Origin of the sequence: Yersinia rohdei ATCC 43380, assembly GCF_000173775.1 — a bacterium.
Taxonomy (GTDB): Bacteria; Pseudomonadota; Gammaproteobacteria; order Enterobacterales; family Enterobacteriaceae; genus Yersinia; species Yersinia rohdei.
Genome location: NZ_ACCD01000007.1, coordinates 126,736 through 146,944, shown reverse-complemented (window position 1 = coordinate 146,944; position 20,209 = coordinate 126,736). Strand labels below are relative to the sequence as shown.

Sequence of the window (20,209 nt, the reverse complement as noted above, 5' to 3'; positions counted from 1 at the left end):
TTTTATTTCAACGATTTGCTGCGATAACCGTCATTAATGTTACTTTTCGTACGATAGCGCAGAGAAATCTTGAGCAAAACTACTGACCTGTTGCCAATCCGTATATTCAACTTCTTTACTGGTATCAGTTTCGCCGCCCGTCATCCGCATAATAAGTTGAATCATGACTCTATCTATCCAGCGATAACGTGGATAACGCAGTGCTCCAGCGAATACCGAGCACAATGTCGGTTGCCAAGGTGTGCTGAGCAAGAACTTGCGGACATAGGCATTAGTTTGTGGCGAACGCTTTTCCGGTTTACGCGCAGTGAGATTGACCGCGAAGAATGCACTGGGCATTTGATTCAGCTGTGCAATATGTTTGTTGACGAATTTATTTAAGCTTGGATTAAAGTGCCCATAGCGCACCGAGGCACCAATCATCACTTGCTGGTACTTGCTCAGGTCGATTTGCGCCACATCTGCCAAGTCTTGTATTTCACAAGTTGCCGTTGCTGATAATTCCTTAGCTATATAAGAGGCGATGGTTTTCGTTTGGCCATCTCGGCTGGAGTAAAGTATCAGTATGTTCATAGCAATGTTCCTTTATGCAGAATTACTCACGCCAGAATGTAGGAGTGAAAAGAACCAGCAGGGTGAAAACTTCTAATCGGCCAAATAGCATGGTTATCACTAATATCCATTTAGCTGCCGGATTCATGGAAGTAAAGTTATCAGCAACCACCCCCAGACCTGGCCCAAGATTGTTCAGTGTTGCGGTAACTGCCGTAAAAGCAGAAAACTCATCAACCCCCGTCGCGATGATTGCCAACATACTAATAATGAATACCAATGCATAGGCAGAGAAGAACCCCCAGACCGCCTCCAGTATTCTTTCCGGCAATGCCCGCCGCCCCAGTTTGATGGTGTAGACGGCATTCGGGTGAACTAAGCGTTTTAATTCTCGCGAACCTTGTAGATAGAGCAGCAGGATACGGATAACTTTCAAGCCACCACCGGTTGACCCGGCACAGCCCCCTATAAATGCGGAGCATAATAAAAGTAGCGGCAAGAACAATGGCCATTTCGCAAAACTGTCCGTGGTGAAGCCCGCCGTGGTTGCCATAGAGACCACTTGGAAAAATGCTTGATTTAACGTTTCTAGCCCCGAGTTGTACACGCTATGTTGCCAAAGCACTAAGGTGCACACGATTACCAGCGTCAATTGTACAAAGATAAACATGCGAAATTCGGGATCACGCCAGTAAACTTTTAAACTGCGGCCACTGAGTACCGCAAAGTGCAGACCGAAGTTACACCCCGAAATCAGCAAAAAAATACCAATGATGGTGTTAATCGTTGGGCTATTGAAGTAACCGATGCTGGCATCATGAGTAGAAAAACCGCCAATCGCTATAGTAGAGAAGCTGTGAGAGATAGCATCAAACACCGACATCCCCGCCCCCCATAGAGCAAGGGCGCAAGCAATGGTCAGTAAGACATAGATAAGCCACAGTGTTTTCGCGGTTTCAGCAATGCGGGGCCGCATTTTATTGTCTTTCAGCGGGCCTGGCATTTCTGCCCGATAAAGCTGCATCCCCCCAACCCCCAAAATAGGTAAGATGGCCACCGCCAGCACAATTATCCCCATGCCCCCAAGCCATTGCAGCATTTGTCGATAGAATAAAATGGCTTTGGGCAGTGAATCCAACCCCACTAACGTGGTCGCCCCAGTCGTCGTCAACCCTGAGAATGATTCAAAGAATGCATCAGTGAGTGAGAGATTAGGCCGCTCAGAGAATAAGAAAGGTAAGGCCCCGACACTGCCCAGCACTGTCCAGAACAGCACCACAATGAGAAAACCCTCGCGAGGCTTCAACTCATGTTTTTGTTTGCGGTTCGGTAGCCACAGCAGAAGGCCTATCGCCAGAGCAACAAAAAAGGTCTCGCTGAAGGCACGGCCGGCACCATCACGATAAATCAGGGCCACTATTCCGGGGATAAACATTGTCCCAGAGAATAAGATGACCAACAGGCCAACAATACGGGTTATGGCACGAAAATGCATTCCGGCACGTTCCTTAGCAATTCACTTGGATGGGGATTATTGCGAAATGGGCGTCAATTGCAACGTACCACGGCTGAGATCACGCAATTTATCCCCGACGTGACTGGCTTGCGTTGCTGGCAAAGAGAGATGCAGTGTTACGAGTTGTGCATATTCACTCTGCAAAATCTGGCCTTCCACCTGCTGTAATAATGTTTCTACCATGCCCAACTGCGCGTAGTCACACTGCAAAGTATATTCTACCTGTGGGACTTTATATTTTACTTCAATCTGTTTTAGCGCCTGCTGAACACCACTGCCGTACGCCCTAACGAGCCCGCCGGTACCCAGCTTAATCCCGCCGTAGTAACGCACTACCACGGCGGTAATTTCACCAATTCCGCTGCCCATAAGCTGTGCCAGAATAGGCTTACCCGCAGTGCCCGACGGCTCACCGTCATCGGAAAAACCGAGCTGTTGTGAATCCGTTGGGGTACCGGCAACAAAAGCCCAGCAGTGATGCCGGGCTGTCGGATGCTGTTGCTTGACCTGCTGAATAAAATCTTTCGCTTCATTCACCCCGCTGGTATGTGCCAGCAAGGTGATAAAACGACTTTTCTTGATTTCTTCGCTGATGGTCACAGGTGCAGCAGGTATCAGGTAAGGCTGCATCAGGCCAGCTTTAGGTCACGAGTCATGTTCTCAACCCGATTATCGTGAATAACGATATTATCTTCGATACGAATACCACCATAAGGTTTCAGCGCATCAATACGATCCCAATTGAAGTGCTTGCTGAACTCGCCAGTACGCCAAGGCGCTAACAAAGATTCAATAAAGTACAGGCCTGGCTCAATGGTTAGCACCATACGAGGTTGCAAAATTCGCGTGCAACGCAAGTAAGGATATTTGGCAGGCGCACTTAGGTGAGTCCCTTTGTCATCTTGCATAAAACCAGCAGTATCATGCACTTGCAACCCAAGAGGGTGTCCTAGCCCGTGCGGTAAGAATGGGCTGGTAATGCCTTGCTCGACCATAGCTTCTTCACTGATACCGGTAACCAGATTATGGACACGCAACAATTTGGCAATCCGCTGGTGCATTTGGACGTGATAGTCGGTATAGCGCTCACCGCTTTTAATGGTTTTGATCAGGGCAAGCTGCTCATCATTAAGGTCTTTAATCAATGCGGCAAAATCGCTATCACTATCAGCAGCATAGGTGCGGGTGAGGTCTGCGGCATAACCATTGTATTCAGCGCCGGCATCCATCAAGAAACTGCGCATTTCTGCCGGTGGCTGATGTTGTAATGTGGTGTAGTGAAGCACAGCGGAATGTTCATTCAGCGCCACAATATTATCGTATGGCACATCAGTATCACGCTGCCCCGTCGCCATCAGATAAGCCAGATTGATATCAAACTCACTCATTCCAGACTGGAAAGCCTCATGAGCAGCTAAATGCCCCGCGACTGCCGTCTTTTGCGCTTCGCGCATGCAGGCCAGTTCATAGTCTGTTTTATAAGAGCGATAGAAATGAAGGTAATCTAGCACGGGCTGTGGGTTGATATTTTCGGCGCTGAATCCCAAGGACTTAGCACGCTGTGGTGCATAACCAATATAGGCCACGCGTTCGCGCTGTTCTGGTAATTGCTGCGCAATATCCTCAGCATGCGCTAATGGTTTGATATCAATCCATTTAGTCCAAAAACTATTGGGTAATGGCTCAACACAGTGCCAATAATCTACCGGAGAATAAAACCATAACTTCGGCATATTAACCCCATCGACCCATAACCAACAGTTTGGCACTTGAGTGACCGGCACCCAAGCTTTGAACTGAGCATTAACTTTAAAAGGATAATCGCGGTCATCAAGGAAAATGCGTTGTAACTCACCAGAATGAATCAGTAAAGCATCTAACTGATGGCGCTCCAGCACCTCGCGAGTGCGCTGTTGTAGAGTCGATAAATGTTCGTTATATAAAGAAGCCAGCGTTTCCATCACAGTACCCTTTGCTATTAGAACTTAATTTTTTCATCTTATCATAGTCGCCAAAGCCATGTTTCGACGACAACTAATCTACCTGCCAAATACCTTATCATCGGCAATAAATGGCATATTTAACCGCGCAAACTCGCCAAATAAACATGATGAAAATCAATTATCCCTTCTGATCGACTGTGATCTTCACTGCAAAAAATTAATCTCCAGTTTGCAATTCATTAACAAAATATCCACAATTCCTGAATATCTGGTCATACCAGATCACATGCGCTTATTCAGGAGATAGATATGCTCTACCAAAGCGAAACACTACAGCTTCACTGGTTGGAAAACGGCATTGCCGAGTTGGTGTTTGATGCACCGGGTTCAGTAAATAAACTGGATACCAAAACTGTAGCCAATCTGGGTGAAGCCCTGGCTGTGCTGGAAAAACAAAACGAGCTCAAAGGGTTGCTGCTGCGTTCCGCCAAGGCCGCATTTATTGTCGGTGCCGATATCACCGAGTTTTTATCCCTGTTTAATGCGCCGCCAGAAAAACTGCACCAATGGCTGGTTTTCGCGAACGATATTTTCAATCGTTTGGAAGACTTACCGGTGCCAACCATTTCTGCCATCAATGGATACGCACTCGGTGGCGGGTGTGAATGTATTTTGGCCACGGATTTTCGTGTTGCCTCACCAGAAACCCGTATTGGCTTGCCGGAAACCAAACTCGGCATCATGCCAGGTTTTGGCGGCTCAGTTCGCTTACCACGGTTATTAGGCGCAGACAGCGCATTAGAAATCATTGCAGCTGGCAAAGATATTATTGCTAAAGATGCCCTAAAAATTGGGTTGGTTGATGCGGTGGTCGCACCAGAGAAACTGGCAGATGCGGCATTAACTATGCTGAAACAGGCCATTGACGGAAAACTTGACTGGCAAGCCGCTCGCCGCCCGAAATTGGAACCACTCAAACTCAACCCAACTGAAGCCACCATGTGCTTTACCATTGCCAAAGGCATGGTTATGCAAGTGGCCGGGAAGCACTACCCAGCACCTTTGACCGCCGTTAAAACCATCGAAGCTGCCGCAAAATTGGGTCGGGCCGAGGCCCTGAAACTGGAAACTAACAGTTTCGTGCCATTGGCGGGCTCTAATGAAGCTCGTGCACTGGTTGGCATTTTCCTTAATGACCAGTATGTAAAAGGGAAAGCAAAAAAACTCGCTAAAGGCATAAGTGCGCCAAAACAAGCCGCAGTGCTGGGTGCCGGGATTATGGGCGGCGGGATTGCCTATCAATCGGCACTGAAAGCAGTACCGGTCATAATGAAAGATATTAATGAAGCATCGCTGACTCTGGGGATGAATGAGGCGGCCAAGCTACTGAATAAGCAGTTGGAACGCGGAAAAATAGATGGCCTGAAAATGGCAAATATTTTAGCGACCATCCAACCAACACTGGATTACGCCGGCATTGAACGCGCACAAGTTATTGTGGAAGCGGTGGTGGAAAATCCAAAAGTGAAAGCCGCCGTCCTGGCGGAAGTGGAAACACTGATTGGCGAAGACACAGTTTTAGCCTCTAACACATCAACCATTCCAATCGATCAATTAGCTAAATCACTTAAACGCCCAGAAAACTTCTGCGGTATGCATTTCTTCAACCCGGTGCATCGGATGCCGTTGGTTGAAATTATCCGTGGTACAAAAACCTCAGATAAAACTATTGCTACCGTAGTGGCATACGCCACGCAAATGGGTAAAACCCCAATTGTGGTGAATGATTGCCCTGGCTTCTTTGTTAACCGCGTTTTATTCCCGTATCTGGCAGGGTTTGGCATGTTAGTCAGAGATGGCGCTGATTTCCGTCAAATTGATAAAGTGATGGAAAAACAATTTGGCTGGCCAATGGGCCCTGCTTATCTATTAGATGTGGTGGGCATTGATACCGCGCACCATGCACAAGCCGTGATGGCAGTGGGTTTCGCAGACCGGATGGACAAAGATTATCGCGATGCTGTTGATGTTATGTTTGATAATCAACGGTTTGGCCAGAAAAATGGTCAAGGTTTCTATCGTTACACTCAGGATGCCAAGGGCAAACCGCGCAAAGAGAATGACGAGCAAGTCGATGTGCTGCTGGCTGCTGTCAGCCAACCAAGGCAGCAATTCAGCGACGACGCCATTATTGCCCGCACCATGATCCCAATGATCAATGAGGTCGTGCGCTGTCTGGAAGAAGGCATTATTGCCAGCCCGGCTGAAGGGGATATGGCGCTCGTTTACGGTCTTGGTTTCCCGCCATTCCACGGCGGCGTCTTCCGCTATCTTGATACCATCGGCAGTGCAAATTATGTCGAAATGGCACAGCGCTATGTCCACCTTGGTGCGCTGTATCACGTCCCTGCGGGGCTGAGAGCGAAAGCTGAACATAACGAAACTTATTATCCCGTGGCAGCAGCGCTGCTTGATGTTTCTACCAGTCAACCGGCATGAGGTCTGAAAAAATGGAAAACGTAGTCATTATTGATGCCGTCCGCACGCCGATGGGCCGCTCCAAAGGTGGTGCATTTCGTCAGGTTAGAGCAGAAGACCTCTCCGCGCATTTAATGCGGGCCGTTTTGAGCCGCAATCCGGGGCTGAATGCTGCTGAAATTGATGATATTTATTGGGGCTGTGTGCAGCAAACACTGGAGCAGGGCTTTAATATTGCCCGCAATGCTTCTTTGCTGGCAGAAATCCCACATAGCGTTCCAGCAGTTACAGTTAACCGCCTGTGTGGCTCATCGATGCAGGCGCTGCATGATGGAGCCAGAGCTATCATGGTTGGTGATGCTCAAGTCAGTTTGATTGGTGGTGTGGAACATATGGGCCACGTGCCAATGAATCACGGCGTAGATTTTCACCCTGGTATGGGCCGCACTGTGGCGAAAGCGGCGGGAATGATGGGGTTAACTGCCGAAATGCTGGCAAAAATCCATAATATTAGTCGCCAGTCACAAGATGAATTTGCTGTCCGCTCCCATCAACGGGCCTATGCGGCGACACAAGCAGGTCATTTTGCTAATGAAATCGTCGCCACTAATGGGCATGACGCCGATGGCGTATTAAAACGCTTTGATTTTGATGAAGTCATTCGCCCAGAAACCAATCTGGCAGGTTTGGCCGCCCTGCGCCCGGCCTTTGATCCGGCAAATGGCACAGTGACAGCAGGAACATCATCAGCACTCTCCGATGGTGCATCTGCCATGCTTATCATGAGTGAATCCCGAGCAAAATCATTAGGTTTAACGCCTCGCGCTCGTATTCGTTCTATGGCGGTGGTGGGTTGTGACCCGTCGATTATGGGATATGGCCCAGTCCCTGCCAGCCAACTGGCCTTAAAACGGGCCGGACTAAAACTAGAAGATATTGGTTTATTTGAATTAAATGAGGCATTTGCTGCGCAATCACTGGCTTGCTTGAAAGGGCTGGGTTTACTGGAAAGTATGGATGACAAAGTTAACCTGAATGGGGGCGCTATTGCATTAGGCCATCCATTGGGCTGTTCTGGGGCGCGAATCTCTACCACATTGCTTAATCTGATGGAGCGCCGCGACGTGCAATTCGGATTGGCGACGATGTGTATCGGTTTAGGCCAAGGTATCGCGACCATTTTTGAACGCGTATAACTTGCGAAGATTTTAACCTGAAAAATTTTAAGGGCCTGAATTCAGACCCTTATAACCGCACTATAAGATGTTTAGTTGTTGCTTTCCCGCCTGTCAGGGGCGGGTTTTTTTATGCTGAATCAAAGCGGCGACTCAGATAAAGGCAAAAGCATCGCCATAGATATGGGCTTCTTGCGCGCCTCGTTCTGCACAAAAACGCTCGCGAGCAATCTTAGCCATTTCAAAACGGCCGGCGATATAAATATCTTGCTCTGCCAGAGAACCATAATCTTGCAGCACGGCACTCAGAACTGTCCCGGTGCGACCACGCCAACCCTCTTCTGGTTGCTCGACCACAGGAATAACTTTCAACTGTGGATATTTAATCGACAGTGCTTCCAGTTCACTTAAGTCATATAAATGTACTGCTTCGCGCCCGCCCCAATAAATGGCAACTTCGCGGTCAGAACGTTCCGCTAGCGCAGCCAATAAAATTGAACGCGCATAGGAAAAACCAGTGCCACCGGCAATCAAAATCAGCGGGCGGTTGCTGCCCTCACGGAACCACGCCTCGCCATGAGGAATATCCACATCCAGCGTTTTCTCTTTCAGGATTCTGTCCATCACCGCCATGGCATACAGATTCAACTCTGAAGCCCCAATATGCAGCTCAATACAATCTTGCTGCAACGGCGTGGATGCCATAGAGAATGGGCGCTTATCACGTTCGTCCATTACGACCATCAAATACTGCCCAGCACGGAAAGAAAATGCAGATGCAGGCACCAATTGCACCCGGTACACCGTATCGGTAATGGCCTCTACGGAGGTTACTTTACAGCTTAAAGTTGTCATGCCTTCCCTCTGTCGGGTCATCAAATGCAAAACCAAGGACAAGAACGACGCCGGTTAGCGTTGCGTTTCTTTGTCACTGAAAATGGCGAGTTCGTCCCAAATAGCATCAACGCGAGCACGGACTTCTTCATCCATTTTAATTGGACGGCCCCATTCACGCGGTGTTTCAGCAGGCCATTTGTTGGTGGCATCCAGCCCCATTTTCGATCCCAAACCGGAAACCGGTGAGGCGAAATCCAAATAATCTATTGGTGTGTTTTCAATTAACACGGTATCGCGGGCGGGATCCATCCGGGTTGTAATTGCCCAAATGACATCATTCCAATCACGTGCATTAATATCATCATCACAAACAATAACAAATTTTGTATACATAAACTGGCGCAAAAACGACCAAACGCCCATCATCACGCGTTTCGCATGACCGGCATACTGTTTCTTGATGGTCACTACTGCCAGGCGGTATGAACAGCCTTCTGGCGGCAAATAGAAATCAACAATTTCTGGGAACTGCTTTTGCAAAATAGGAACAAAGACTTCATTCAGCGCAACCCCCATCACCGCCGGTTCATCCGGTGGGCGGCCAGTATAAGTTGAATGATAAATCGCGTCTTTGCGCTGGGTAATATGGGTGACGGTAAAGACCGGGAAACTGTCAATCTCGTTGTAATAACCGGTATGGTCGCCATAAGGGCCTTCCGGTGCCATCTCACCCTGCTCAATATATCCTTCTAATACAATTTCTGCACTTGCAGGAACTTCAAGAGAGCTGGAAAGACATTTCACGACTTCAGTTTTATGCCCACGTAATAAACCCGCAAAAGCATATTCAGACAGCGTATCCGGCACCGGCGTTACCGCGGCCAAAATAGTCGCAGGGTCAGCCCCCAGCGCAACGGCCACTGGGAAACGTTCTCCGGGATGCGCCTCACACCATTCTTGATAGTCTAAAGCGCCACCACGGTGAGATAACCAGCGCATAATTAATTTGTTTTTGCCCAGCACTTGTTGGCGATAGATACCCAGATTCTGCCGCTCTTTATGCGGCCCACGGGTTACCGTCAATCCCCAAGATACCAGGGGAGCAGCATCCTCTGGCCAACAGTGCATGACCGGAATTCGGCTCAGATCGACATCATCACCTTCCCAGACCTGCTCTTGGCAAGGTGCAGAGCTTAAGCATTTCGTTGGCATATTCAAAACCTGCTTAAATTTCGGCAGTTTATCGAATAAATCACGAAATCCCTTCGGAGGATCGGGTTCTTTCAAGAAAGCCAACAGCTTACCAACATCCCGCAGTGCGCTGACGTCTTCTTGCCCCATCCCCATGGCAACCCGCTTGGCGGTACCAAACAGGTTACACAGCACTGGCATGCTGTAGCCCTTAGGATTCTCGAAAAGTAATGCAGGGCCGCCAGCACGTAAGGTGCGATCGGCAATTTCTGTCATTTCCAGATAGGGATCAATAGGCTGGCTAATACGTTTAAGTTCCCCCCTCTGTTCCAGTAACGAGAGGAAGTCACGTAAGTCACGGTATTTCATGCTGATCATTTCGGCGGCTATGTGATGCGCCATTATAGGCTGTCTTTATAGCAGTTGCTGTCTTTTTGTTAAAAATGAAGACCGACCCTATCAAAAAATATCATGGCGCTCCCTGCCATCCACGATTATTAATGCAAATATTATTCTGCCGATACAAATTAAACGTTCTCTTTATATAATAAACAACAGGTTATAAATGATGTATTTTTCCTGACTGTCTAAATACCGGCACTTTTGCTATGCTGCCGAGCAGTATCTAAAGGCATGCGAAATTATGAAATACTGGCATTTATTATATTGTAAACGTGGTCAACTGTTACGCGCTAAAGAGCATTTAGAGCGGCAAGAGGTGAAGTGCTGGACACCGATAGTGACTATCGAAAAAATAGTGCGCGGCAAACGAATTGCAACAACAGAAGCACTATTCCCTAACTATCTATTTATCGCCTTTGATCCAGAACAAATTCACACCACAACAATCAGCGCCACCCGTGGTGTCAGCCATTTTGTCCGATTTGGTGTGCAGCCCGCGGTCATTCCGGCGGTTGTTATCGCCGAGATGCAATCCCATACTGCGGATAAAATCATTGACCCGGAAGTGCCTGTTGCTGGCGACGTAGTGACAATTACGGAAGGTATTTTTTCCGGATTACAGGCAATTTATACCGAACCCGATGGCGAAGCCCGTTCCATGCTGCTGCTGAATATGCTCAATAGCCAAGTGCTGCAAAGCCTGGATAATCGTCAGTTCGAAAAACAGTCATAATTCGGTGTAACAACAAATCGAGGTAGGTACAGCCGTACCTACCCTATGATGAAGACTCAAAGAGCTATGGTTGCATTTTATCGTCATGTAACCATTGGGCGACTTGCTTAGCGAAATAGGTTAATACCCCATCTGCACCAGCACGTTTGAAGCATAACAGCGACTCCATCACCGTCGGTTTCTCTTGCAACCAACCATTTTGGATAGCAGCCATGTGCATCGCATACTCGCCAGAAACCTGATAGGCAAAAGTCGGCACGCCAAAAGTCTCTTTTACCCGCCGTACCACATCCAAATAAGGCATCCCAGGTTTGACCATCACCATGTCAGCACCTTCTTGCAAATCCTGAGCAATCTCTTGCAAAGCTTCATCGCTGTTGGCCGGATCCATTTGATAGGTTTTTTTATTCCCACCTTTCAAATTACTGCTGGAACCAATAGCATCGCGGAATGGGCCATAGTAACAAGAGGCATATTTAGCGGAATACGCCATGATTTGCGTATTTACCCATCCTTGCAGCTCTAACTGATCGCGAATAGCGCCAATGCGGCCATCCATCATGTCGCTCGGTGCGATAATCTCAGCACCCGCTTCTGCATGTGACAAAGCTTGACGCACTAAAATTTCTTTGGTTATGTCATTGATAACATAGCCATCAGCATCAATTACACCATCTTGTCCGTGGGTAGTGTAGGGATCGAGGGCGACATCGGTAAGAATACCTAATTCTGGTACCGCGTCTTTTAAAGCCCGCACAGTTCGTTGTACCAAACCATTCGGATTATAGGCCTCTTCCGCATGCAATGATTTCAGACCTGATTCAATGACTGGAAACAACGATATGACTGGAACCCCAAGCTTAGCAATTGCCTCTGCCTCTTTCACCAACAGATCAATTGTCATGCGCGAGACACCTGGCATGGACGCAACAGCTTGCTGCTGATTATTTCCTTCCATGACAAACACCGGATAAATCAGGTCATTGACTGTCAGCTGGTTTTCAGCGACCAGCCGGCGGCTGAAATCATGACGGCGCACACGGCGCATACGGCGACCAGGAAAGGTGCCCGGGAATGCATAGCTCATATTGTTCTCCTAACTCAAACCAACCGGAAAATCCGGCGGGCGTTTTCATCAGTTTTCTGTCCCAGCCATTTAGGGTCTTCTTGTCGCCAGACAGCAACCTGCTGGACGATATGAGGCAGAAATCGGGGTTCATTGCGACGCGATGCCGGTTTAGGATATATATCCCTTGGCAATAAATAGGGGGCATCGGTTTCTAACAACAATTGCTGAACAGGAATGCGCGGCAGTAACGCTCTTAGTTCCAGACCTCGGCGTTCATCGCAAACCCAGCCGGTGATACCAATAGATACGCCCAATGCCAGACAAGCATCTAACTCATCGGCAGTTCCAGTAAAGCAATGTACAACAGCGGCGGGGATTTTATCTAACCAAGGTAAAAGCAGAGCAATAAAACGCTCGTGAGCATCGCGGCAATGTAAGAAAACAGGCAAAGAAAGCTCGGCGGCTAATGCCAGTTGCGCAGTAAAGGCTATTTCTTGTTCTGCTGGAGTCGAAAAGTTGCGGTTGAAATCCAACCCACACTCGCCAATAGCAACCACTGAAGTATTGGCAGACAATGCCCTGATTGTCTGTTCGACCGACATATCCCAACAACTGGCATGGTGAGGGTGAACACCGGCAGTTGACCAGCAATAACCAGGGTAAGTCATGGCAAGATCCAGTGCTGCCTGGCTTTCTTGCGCATCAGTACCGGTAATTAGCATACCGGTAACCCCAGCCTCTTGTGCAGCAGCAATAATCTGAGGGCAATCTTTTGCAAATTGTGAACTGGTTAAATTCACACCGATATCAAACATTGAACCGTCCCAAACAGAAGCCGCCCTGATGGGCGGCTAAAACATCAAATCACATATCTGCCATCATTCGAGTTACCGATGTGCTAGCTACTCTCATTACCCAGCCTTTTTCTCTATTGGGATAGATTATAACTTGAGAGAGATTTAGGACTCTTTCGGCTGGTTATCGACGTCTTCTTCATCTTCTTCATCAATATCTGCCCGGCGTTTTTTGCCAGTGTAAAAACGAGCGAAGAATAGACCCAGTTCAAATAACAGATACATTGGGATTGCCAATAATGTCTGTGACAACACATCCGGTGGCGTGAGAAGCATGCCAACAACAAAAGCACCGACAAACACATAAGGCCGTTTTTTCTTCAATGCTTCAGGTGTGGTCACCCCTGTCCAGCACAAAAGAATTATCGCAATCGGAACTTCAAAAGAAATACCAAAGGCCATAAAAAGCGCCATAACAAAATCAAGATATTTGGTGATATCCGTTGCGATTAACACACTTTCCGGCGCTGTTTTGGCAAAAAAACCAAAAGCTAGCGGAAAAACAATAAAATAAGCAAATGCCATACCCAGATAAAATAAGAAGCTACTGGAAATCAGCAGTGGAACCATCAGACGGCGCTCATGCTTATATAGCGCAGGGGCGATAAATGCCCACACCTGATAAAGGATCATCGGAGCTGAAACAAACACCGAGACCATCATGGTCAATTTAATCGGGGTAAAAAACGGCGATGCAACATCTGTAGCAATCATACTGGAGCCAACAGGCAGTTGTTTGATCAACGGTGCTGAAACCAGGTGATAAATATCATTGGCGAAAAAAACCAATACAAAAAAAACCACTAAAATAGTGATGATGCAATTCAATAGCCGCTTACGCAGTTCTATTAAATGAGTAATAAGGGGTTGGGTATCATCAACAGCCATGTTTACCGATCGCCGCCAGGTTGGTGAATTCGAGGTTGTTCAGCACTGAGTGAATCGGTGCTATGGGTATCAACTGTGGCAGTTTGTGCCTTAGCTACGGGAGTATTCGTAACAGGTACCGGCTCCCTATCTACAGGAGGGATAGACGCAGAAAATGCCTCAACCTGAGTCATAGGTTTCACATCGCTATCAGGAGCAGCGCCAACTGCTGACGAAGTGCTCGCTTTATCAATATCAATGCTCGGAGCTTGAGGCAATGCCTGAGCCTGAGTTGCGGACTCTGCTGGTGTAACACCATCATGAATCGCTTCCGGTTCAGTAACTAGCGGATTATGAATCGTGTGTGGTGCTTCCGAGCCAATGTCAGAATGATAAGAACGTTTCAGCGCTTCAGCAGCCTCTTTGAGTTCATCCATTGAGGCTTTCAGTTCAGGTGTCAGATTCTGCAAACCGGCCTGTTCTGCTTTCTTCAGGCTATCTTGCAACTCCTGAATCTTAAGCTCTTGCGCTAATTCGTTTTGCACAGTTGCTGCAAGTGAACGCAAAGTACGAATCCAACCTGCAACTGTTCTTACAGCAACTGGTAACCGTTCTGGCCCAAGGACGACCAGACCGATAACAAGCACCAGCAACAGTTCACTAATCCCGATGTCGAACACAGCTTATCCCTGCTCTTTGTCGTGACTCTTAGACTCTTCAGCTTTAACTACCGGCTGCTGCTTTTCAGCAATCGACTTTGCAAAATCAGCATCATTGCTGGTTTTATCAACATTAGTCGGAGGTGTTTGTGGCTCATCGCCTATGGCTTTCTTAAAGCCTTTGATAGATGCACCCAGATCTGACCCCAACGTCCGCAGTTTATTGGTTCCAAACAGCAGAACAACAATCACGGCAATGATCAATAACTGCCAAATACTTATACCACCCATTACATTCACCTCTATATTCAAGGGTTATTCCATAGAGGCATTATACGTCATATAGCCTCTGTGAATACCTATCTAACTTACCGCATTTTGAACTAGCGCATAGCTTCTTGACCAAACAAGGGAATTCTTTAACAACTCTTACATCGCCAATAGCCGCGCAATAGTCTACTCAAAGATAATTCAGCAATTAAGTCATTAACTGGTTCGTCGCCAACCAATAAACCAAGCCAATGCTCCAGCGACAATAAATCCCGTTGAGATTTCTACCGCATCAGCCAAAAACAAAATGGTACCGCTAACTAATAGTGTAGCGCCAACACCGAACAAATACCGTGACTGACCTTGCCGTTGTTGCTGTCCTTGCAACTGTGTCGTAAGTTTATCAACACTTTGCTGTAATAATTTATGCTGCTGCAAGCTGTCATAAACCAGCTCAGGCAACTCAGGAAATTTCTCTGCCCAGAATGGTGCTTTTTCTTTCAAAGCCCTGATAACAGCAGGCAGACCAACTTGGTCTCTTAACCAGCTTTCAAGGAAAGGTTTAGCCGTCGTCCACAAATCAAGTTGGGGATAAAGCTGACGCCCCAAGCCCTCAACATATAACAACGTTTTCTGTAGCAAAACCAACTGGGGTTGTACTTCCATATTAAAGCGGCGTGCAGTGTTAAAGAGGTTTAACAAAACATGCCCGAATGATATTTCAGCGAGTGGTTTTTCAAAAATAGGCTCGCAGACGGTACGTATAGCGAACTCAAAATCTTCAACATTCGTGTCACGGGGAACCCAACCGGAATCGACATGCAATTCAGCAACTCGCCGATAATCTCGATTAAAGAAAGCAATAAAGTTTTCAGCAAGATAACGTTTATCTGCTTTGTTCAGCGAGCCGACAATACCGCAGTCAATACCGATATAAAGTGGGTCATGGGGATGTTCGTAGCTGACAAAAATATTCCCAGGATGCATATCTGCATGGAAAAAACTGTCACGAAAAACCTGAGTGAAGAAAACTTGTACCCCACGTTCAGCCAGCAGCTTCATATTAGTGCCTTGGTCTTCCAGAGCAGCAATATCAGATACCGGTATGCCGTAAATACGTTCCATTACCAAGACGCTTTCTCGGCAATAATCTGAATAGATCTCAGGAATATAGAGCATTGGGCTATTTTCAAAATTACGACGCAATTGGATTGCGTTCGCAGCTTCTCGTAGCAAATTCAACTCATCAAGCAGTGTTTTTTCATATTCACGTACGACTTCCCGTGGGCGCAATCTGCGGCCATCGGGTAAAAGCTTAGGTACCCAGCCAGCCAATCGGTACATCAAACGGATGTCTGCTTTAATAATCGGCAAGATATCGGGGCGAATAACTTTAAGTACAACTTCCTGACCGTTCTCTTTTAAACGTGCCGTATGTACTTGCGCAATGGAAGCAGAGGCCAAAGCTTGCTGCTCAAAGTCGTCGAACCATGTTTCGAGCGGCCCTCCCATCGCTATTTCAATATGTTTTCGTGCCAGCGCACCATCAAATGGCGCAACTCTATCTTGTAATAAAGCCAGCTGATCGGCAATTGCCGGAGGGAAGAGATCACGGCGCGTAGACATCATCTGCCCAAACTTGATCCAGACAGGCCCTAATTCCTGCAAGGCAAGGCGTAGACGTTCACCAATCGGCTTATCTTTGTGACGATTAGGCAACCAGAAAAATAGATGGCGGCCAATGCGTAATGGTAACGTCAAACGTATATTCGGGATTAATTCATCCAGCCCATAGCTTAAGAAAACCCGAATAATTAGATACAGGCGCCGAAGTTCTCCTGGCGTCATTGTTTTGTCTCCATGATTGCCAATCTGGCGCTTAAAGCTTCAGTGGCACGGACGGTAGCGTCAACTTCTTCGTTAAACCACACTACTTCCAGCGGAGCCGGAGCCATTTTCCACTCTTCAGTTATTGCTTCAGCTAAATAATGTTGTTGCTGTCGTAACTGCTTACTCAGAAAACGACGACTTTTATGTACTGCCTGCCCAATGGATTCCGCAGCAATATCACCAATATAAGGTGCCAGCCATTCGGCGGGTTCCCACTCAGCAAGATCCAATAGAGCAACAAGCTGTTGAACTACCTGAATATCACCTTCGACAATCAATTCACCACTACGCATTAGTGGTGAAAGTTGCTGGCGGTCACGCAGTTTTGCCAACACAGCAACTTCCGATTTCACTATGCAATCTGCCTCACCATCCCATTGACTTAAAACATCTATCTGCTGTTCGCTAAAGACTAATAGCAGAGGAAAACTTATCTCGCGTAACTCGATACGCAAAACTTTACCTGCTAAGCGTAAACGCGCAGTTTTCATGCTTTTATCACGAAATAACACACTATTTAGTGAAGTTTCTATAGCTGCTGCTATTAGCGGCGACAGCAAAAAAGGTTCTAGTGACAAGGGCTTAAATATCAGTGATTTTAGTGGCATAGCCATATTCCTGTTAGAACTTGAAGCCCCGATGTAACGCAACAATACCACCGGTTAAATTGGAATAAGTTACGTTTTCAAACCCAGCATCTATCATCATACCTTTCAGTGTTTCTTGGTCAGGATGCATCCGAATAGATTCCGCCAAATAGCGATAACTTTCGGAGTCCTGTGCTACAAGCTCACCAATCTTAGGTAAAATATGGAAAGAATATGCATCATAGGCTTTGCTCAAAGGAGCCAGTAGCGGTTTAGAGAACTCGAGAACTAACAAACGCCCACCTGGTTTTAATACCCGAAACATCGAGCGCAGCGCTTTTTCTTTCTCGGTTACATTTCTCAAACCGAATGAAATAGTAATGCAATCGAAGTAATTATCAGGGAAAGGCAAGGCCTCAGCATTAGCCTGCACATAACTGACATTACCTACAATCCCTTTATCGCGCAGCTTTTCACGGCCCATACGCAACATAGATTCATTAATATCAGCCAGAACGACTTCGCCCTGCTCACCTACCAAGCGAGAAAACTTGGCGGTCAAATCGCCGGTACCACCCGCCAAGTCCAATACCCGTTGACCGCGTCGAACACCGCTACAGTCAATGGTAAAACGCTTCCAAATACGATGAACACCGAACGACATCAGGTCATTCATCAGATCGTATTTAGCGGCTACGGAATGAAAAACTTCTGCCACCATGCCTTCTTTCTGTTCTTTGGCTACGGTGCGGAAACCAAAATGAGTGGTTTCCTTCTCCTGATCTACCATTTTCTCTGCCTGCTTTTCAGTCAATCTTTCGAGGAAGTGTACCAGAACTCCGATGAAATCCCCATCTCACCTGGTACTAAGATAACTGCTTAATCGCAATCTTCTCAACATCATACAGAAGAGAAGTATGCAACTAACCCTGATACTTCAGCGGTGTAGAATCGTTGTTCTCAGTTTCCACATCATCAGATAGTGCTAAATCGCCCTCTGGTTGATCTTCCATGCAGGCTTTATCTGCCAATGATGGACTAATAGGCCGTTTAACCTCGACCCCCAGAGTACGAAAACCTTCAACTTGCCCTATCAGGTTACCACGGCCTTGGGACAGTTTGTTCATTGCCTGCCGATAACTTAGTTGGGCTTTATCTAGGCTTTGCCCTAATGACTCCATATCATCAACAAATAAGCGCAATTTGTCATAGAGTTTGGCTGCTCTATCCGCAATACGTTGCGCATTTTGGCTTTGGTGCTCATAGCGCCATAAGTTAGTGATAGTCCGTAAAGCCACCAGCAGTGTGGTCGGGCTAACCAACATAATATTGTGTTGTAGTGCTTCGCTGATCAATTCTGGCTGGCGATCTATTGCGACCAGAAAGGCCGGTTCTACTGGGATAAACATCAATACATAATCAAGTGAACGTAAGCCGGGAAGTTGCTGGTAATCCTTACGGCCTAACATTCTGATATGGGTTCGCAGCGACAATAAATGCTCATTTAATGCCGCTTCACGTTCGTTATCATCCTCACTATTAAAATAGCGCTCATAGGCCACCAGCGACATTTTTGCGTCAATAACGACATCTTTGCCCTGAGGCAAACGAACAATGACATCCGGCTGCATGCGGCTATTGCCATCAATTTTTACACTAACTTGGGTTTGATACTCATGGCCCTCGCGTAGACCTGAAGCTTCGAGCACTTTGGCCAACACCACTTCACCCCAGTTTCCCTGTGTTTTATTATCTCCTTTGAGGGCCTTTGTCAGGTTCAATGCTTCTCGCGCCATTTGAGCATTGAGCTGTTGCAGGCTACGGATTTCGTGGGTCAGTGTATGACGCTCGCGAGCCTCTTGACCAAAACTATCCTGAACCTGTCGGCGAAAACCATCCAGTTGTTCCCGCAAAGGTAGCAATAAACGATCCAGACTTTGCTTATTCTGTTCGTCCGCACGGCGACCAGTTTGTTCAAAGATGCGATTTGCCAGGTTTTCGAACTGAGTGGTCAGCCGTTGCTCGCTATTAAGCAGTAAACGTTGCTTTTCTTCTGCGGCCAGGCGAGTTTCTTCCAAGCGGATTGTCACCTCGCGCAGTTCAGCCTCTTGCGCGCTATTGACTTCCCGCTGAGCACGCAGCTCTTGATTAAGTTGTTCACATTCATTGCGCCAATGAACCAATTGTTGAAGCTTTTCAGCATTTGCCGCTAACTGGCTATGTAAATTGCGTTGTTCCAACTCATTTTGTCGCAATTGCTGTTCATTACGCTGCAAAATTTCCTGCAACTCTGCCGTATTCTGCTGAGATTGCTGTAATTCCTGCTCCAGTAAGCGCTGCACAATATCTTGTTGTGCTTTATTTCGCTGCTGAAACAAGCTGGCAATCAACCAGCCAATAAGCCCACCAAGTAGGCAGCCTCCCAGCCCATAAAATAAACTGATATCCACGGTTATCTCCCCATTAACCTATTGTCAGTCAAGGTAAGGGGATACTGTATGGATGTCCAGAGTGTTTTTCCGTTACATGTCATCTTGCGAAGCCGCGCGCATAAGTAATATGTTAATCAAAAAGTGCTTATTTTATTGGCGGAAAATAGGCTAAAACTGTCAGCCATAGAACATCGGTGACTGTTCATTTGCTCTGGCATAGTTAGTCAATCCAGTGGGAAAGCCACTGAATACCAAATGCGCCGGGAGCCAAAATGCCAAATGCCCAAACAATGGCAGAAGTGATGTTAGCCAATTGGAAATAAAACTTTGGCATGGCGCAAATGCCAGCAACTAAGGGAACGACTGCGCGCAATGGGCCAAAGAAACGCCCAATAAATGCGCCAAAGAACCCCCAGCGCTCAAAAAATGCATGACCGCGAACCAGTAACTGAGGATTGCGGGAAAGTGGCCACAAGGTGCCAACGCGATCCTTGTAATGGTCACCGACCCAATAAGAGATCCAGTCACCGAAAAATGCACCCGCCACAGCAGCGGCCCAAATCGGCCAGAAAGAAATACCGCTTTCACCGATTAATGCACCTAATCCGAGCAGAATGACTGTTGCAGGCAAGAGTAGGGAAAGAAAAGCGAGCGACTCACCAAAAGCGAGAATAAACACAATAGGTATGGCCCATGTTTCATGTGCACGAACAAAATCGAGGGTAACAGTAATGACGTCATTCAGGGTCACAGG

General features: G+C 47.1%; 19 protein-coding genes. 3 read left to right on the top strand and 16 right to left on the bottom strand.

Features of this window, described 5'->3' with window-relative positions:
• Positions 1–39 precede the first annotated feature (39 nt).
• Genes hemG through pepQ form a run of 4 tightly spaced genes read right to left on the bottom strand, consistent with a single transcriptional unit; the run spans position 40 to position 4,029 of the window.
• Positions 40–573, bottom strand: a complete 534-nt coding sequence (hemG, locus tag YROHD0001_RS10520; protein WP_004714339.1) for a menaquinone-dependent protoporphyrinogen IX dehydrogenase — start codon at positions 571–573, stop codon at positions 40–42.
• A 22-nt stretch (positions 574–595) separates the two neighbouring features.
• Positions 596–2,047: a Trk system potassium transporter TrkH gene (trkH, locus tag YROHD0001_RS10525; protein WP_004714338.1), complete on the bottom strand. Its 1,452-nt coding sequence runs from the start codon at positions 2,045–2,047 to the stop codon at positions 596–598.
• Between the two features lie 36 nt (positions 2,048–2,083).
• The gene (locus YROHD0001_RS0117735) at positions 2,084–2,698 is read right to left on the bottom strand and encodes an IMPACT family protein (RefSeq protein WP_032816652.1); all 615 of its coding nucleotides are present in this window, start codon (positions 2,696–2,698) and stop codon (positions 2,084–2,086) included.
• A complete protein-coding gene (pepQ, locus tag YROHD0001_RS10530; protein ID WP_004714337.1) occupies positions 2,698–4,029 on the bottom strand; it encodes a Xaa-Pro dipeptidase in 1,332 nt (443 codons plus the stop codon). Before pepQ ends, YROHD0001_RS0117735 begins: the two co-directional genes overlap by 1 nt.
• A gap of 291 nt (positions 4,030–4,320) precedes the next feature.
• Here pepQ and fadB point away from each other — a divergent pair, with 291 nt between their 5' ends.
• Complete coding sequence (fadB, locus tag YROHD0001_RS10535; RefSeq protein WP_004714336.1) at positions 4,321–6,510, top strand: fatty acid oxidation complex subunit alpha FadB; 2,190 nt, start codon at positions 4,321–4,323, stop codon at positions 6,508–6,510.
• 11 nt (positions 6,511–6,521) lie between these two features.
• Positions 6,522–7,685: an acetyl-CoA C-acyltransferase FadA gene (gene fadA, locus YROHD0001_RS10540; protein WP_004714335.1), complete on the top strand. Its 1,164-nt coding sequence runs from the start codon at positions 6,522–6,524 to the stop codon at positions 7,683–7,685.
• A gap of 132 nt (positions 7,686–7,817) precedes the next feature.
• Here the strand turns inward: fadA and fre are convergent, their stop codons facing one another.
• On the bottom strand, positions 7,818–8,519 hold the full coding sequence (gene fre / locus YROHD0001_RS10545) for an NAD(P)H-flavin reductase (RefSeq protein WP_032816650.1): 702 nt from the start codon (positions 8,517–8,519) through the stop codon (positions 7,818–7,820).
• Between the two features lie 54 nt (positions 8,520–8,573).
• Positions 8,574–10,070 carry a 4-hydroxy-3-polyprenylbenzoate decarboxylase gene (gene ubiD, locus YROHD0001_RS10550; RefSeq protein ID WP_032816662.1) on the bottom strand — a complete coding sequence of 499 codons (1,497 nt, stop codon included), beginning with the start codon at positions 10,068–10,070 and terminating at the stop codon, positions 8,574–8,576.
• Between the two features lie 265 nt (positions 10,071–10,335).
• On the opposite strand from ubiD, the gene rfaH reads away from it, so the two are divergent.
• The gene (rfaH, locus tag YROHD0001_RS10555; protein WP_004714332.1) at positions 10,336–10,827 is read left to right on the top strand and encodes a transcription/translation regulatory transformer protein RfaH; all 492 of its coding nucleotides are present in this window, start codon (positions 10,336–10,338) and stop codon (positions 10,825–10,827) included.
• Positions 10,828–10,891: 64 nt separating this feature from the next.
• Here the strand turns inward: rfaH and hemB are convergent, their stop codons facing one another.
• The 10 genes from hemB to YROHD0001_RS10605 form a co-directional block, all read right to left on the bottom strand.
• Positions 10,892–11,914 carry a porphobilinogen synthase gene (gene hemB / locus YROHD0001_RS10560; RefSeq protein WP_004714331.1) on the bottom strand — a complete coding sequence of 341 codons (1,023 nt, stop codon included), beginning with the start codon at positions 11,912–11,914 and terminating at the stop codon, positions 10,892–10,894.
• Between the two features lie 14 nt (positions 11,915–11,928).
• Positions 11,929–12,711, bottom strand: a complete 783-nt coding sequence (tatD, locus tag YROHD0001_RS10565) for a 3'-5' ssDNA/RNA exonuclease TatD (RefSeq protein WP_004714330.1) — start codon at positions 12,709–12,711, stop codon at positions 11,929–11,931.
• 144 nt (positions 12,712–12,855) lie between these two features.
• A complete protein-coding gene (gene tatC / locus YROHD0001_RS10570) occupies positions 12,856–13,638 on the bottom strand; it encodes a Sec-independent protein translocase subunit TatC (protein ID WP_004714329.1) in 783 nt (260 codons plus the stop codon).
• A 2-nt stretch (positions 13,639–13,640) separates the two neighbouring features.
• Positions 13,641–14,297 carry a Sec-independent protein translocase protein TatB gene (gene tatB / locus YROHD0001_RS10575; protein WP_004714328.1) on the bottom strand — a complete coding sequence of 219 codons (657 nt, stop codon included), beginning with the start codon at positions 14,295–14,297 and terminating at the stop codon, positions 13,641–13,643.
• Positions 14,298–14,300: 3 nt separating this feature from the next.
• Positions 14,301–14,567: a Sec-independent protein translocase subunit TatA gene (gene tatA / locus YROHD0001_RS10580; protein WP_004714327.1), complete on the bottom strand. Its 267-nt coding sequence runs from the start codon at positions 14,565–14,567 to the stop codon at positions 14,301–14,303.
• 195 nt (positions 14,568–14,762) lie between these two features.
• Positions 14,763–16,394 (bottom strand): ubiquinone biosynthesis regulatory protein kinase UbiB, encoded by a 1,632-nt coding sequence (gene ubiB / locus YROHD0001_RS10585; RefSeq protein ID WP_032816647.1) that lies wholly within the window; start codon positions 16,392–16,394, stop codon positions 14,763–14,765.
• On the bottom strand, positions 16,391–17,044 hold the full coding sequence (gene ubiJ, locus YROHD0001_RS10590) for a ubiquinone biosynthesis protein UbiJ (RefSeq protein ID WP_032816646.1): 654 nt from the start codon (positions 17,042–17,044) through the stop codon (positions 16,391–16,393). Before ubiJ ends, ubiB begins: the two co-directional genes overlap by 4 nt.
• A gap of 13 nt (positions 17,045–17,057) precedes the next feature.
• Positions 17,058–17,813 carry a bifunctional demethylmenaquinone methyltransferase/2-methoxy-6-polyprenyl-1,4-benzoquinol methylase UbiE gene (gene ubiE / locus YROHD0001_RS10595; RefSeq protein ID WP_032816645.1) on the bottom strand — a complete coding sequence of 252 codons (756 nt, stop codon included), beginning with the start codon at positions 17,811–17,813 and terminating at the stop codon, positions 17,058–17,060.
• 133 nt (positions 17,814–17,946) lie between these two features.
• Positions 17,947–19,473 carry a DNA recombination protein RmuC gene (gene rmuC / locus YROHD0001_RS10600; protein WP_004714323.1) on the bottom strand — a complete coding sequence of 509 codons (1,527 nt, stop codon included), beginning with the start codon at positions 19,471–19,473 and terminating at the stop codon, positions 17,947–17,949.
• Positions 19,474–19,675: 202 nt separating this feature from the next.
• Positions 19,676–20,206, bottom strand: a complete 531-nt coding sequence (locus tag YROHD0001_RS10605; protein WP_004714322.1) for a DedA family protein — start codon at positions 20,204–20,206, stop codon at positions 19,676–19,678.
• Positions 20,207–20,209 lie beyond the last annotated feature (3 nt).

Coding starts and splice junctions, on each gene's coding strand:
- pepQ (WP_004714337.1), bottom strand. CDS start 4,029: ATGGAAACGCTGGCTTCTTTATATAACGAACATTTATCGACTCTACAA.
- ubiB (WP_032816647.1), bottom strand. CDS start 16,394: ATGACGCCAGGAGAACTTCGGCGCCTGTATCTAATTATTCGGGTTTTC.
- ubiJ (WP_032816646.1), bottom strand. CDS start 17,044: ATGCCACTAAAATCACTGATATTTAAGCCCTTGTCACTAGAACCTTTT.
- tatC (WP_004714329.1), bottom strand. CDS start 13,638: ATGGCTGTTGATGATACCCAACCCCTTATTACTCATTTAATAGAACTG.
- tatD (WP_004714330.1), bottom strand. CDS start 12,711: ATGTTTGATATCGGTGTGAATTTAACCAGTTCACAATTTGCAAAAGAT.
- hemB (WP_004714331.1), bottom strand. CDS start 11,914: ATGAGCTATGCATTCCCGGGCACCTTTCCTGGTCGCCGTATGCGCCGT.
- rfaH (WP_004714332.1), top strand. CDS start 10,336: ATGAAATACTGGCATTTATTATATTGTAAACGTGGTCAACTGTTACGC.
- fadB (WP_004714336.1), top strand. CDS start 4,321: ATGCTCTACCAAAGCGAAACACTACAGCTTCACTGGTTGGAAAACGGC.
- tatA (WP_004714327.1), bottom strand. CDS start 14,567: ATGGGTGGTATAAGTATTTGGCAGTTATTGATCATTGCCGTGATTGTT.
- ubiD (WP_032816662.1), bottom strand. CDS start 10,070: ATGATCAGCATGAAATACCGTGACTTACGTGACTTCCTCTCGTTACTG.
- fre (WP_032816650.1), bottom strand. CDS start 8,519: ATGACAACTTTAAGCTGTAAAGTAACCTCCGTAGAGGCCATTACCGAT.
- YROHD0001_RS0117735 (WP_032816652.1), bottom strand. CDS start 2,698: ATGCAGCCTTACCTGATACCTGCTGCACCTGTGACCATCAGCGAAGAA.
- hemG (WP_004714339.1), bottom strand. CDS start 573: ATGAACATACTGATACTTTACTCCAGCCGAGATGGCCAAACGAAAACC.
- trkH (WP_004714338.1), bottom strand. CDS start 2,047: ATGCATTTTCGTGCCATAACCCGTATTGTTGGCCTGTTGGTCATCTTA.
- ubiE (WP_032816645.1), bottom strand. CDS start 17,813: ATGGTAGATCAGGAGAAGGAAACCACTCATTTTGGTTTCCGCACCGTA.
- fadA (WP_004714335.1), top strand. CDS start 6,522: ATGGAAAACGTAGTCATTATTGATGCCGTCCGCACGCCGATGGGCCGC.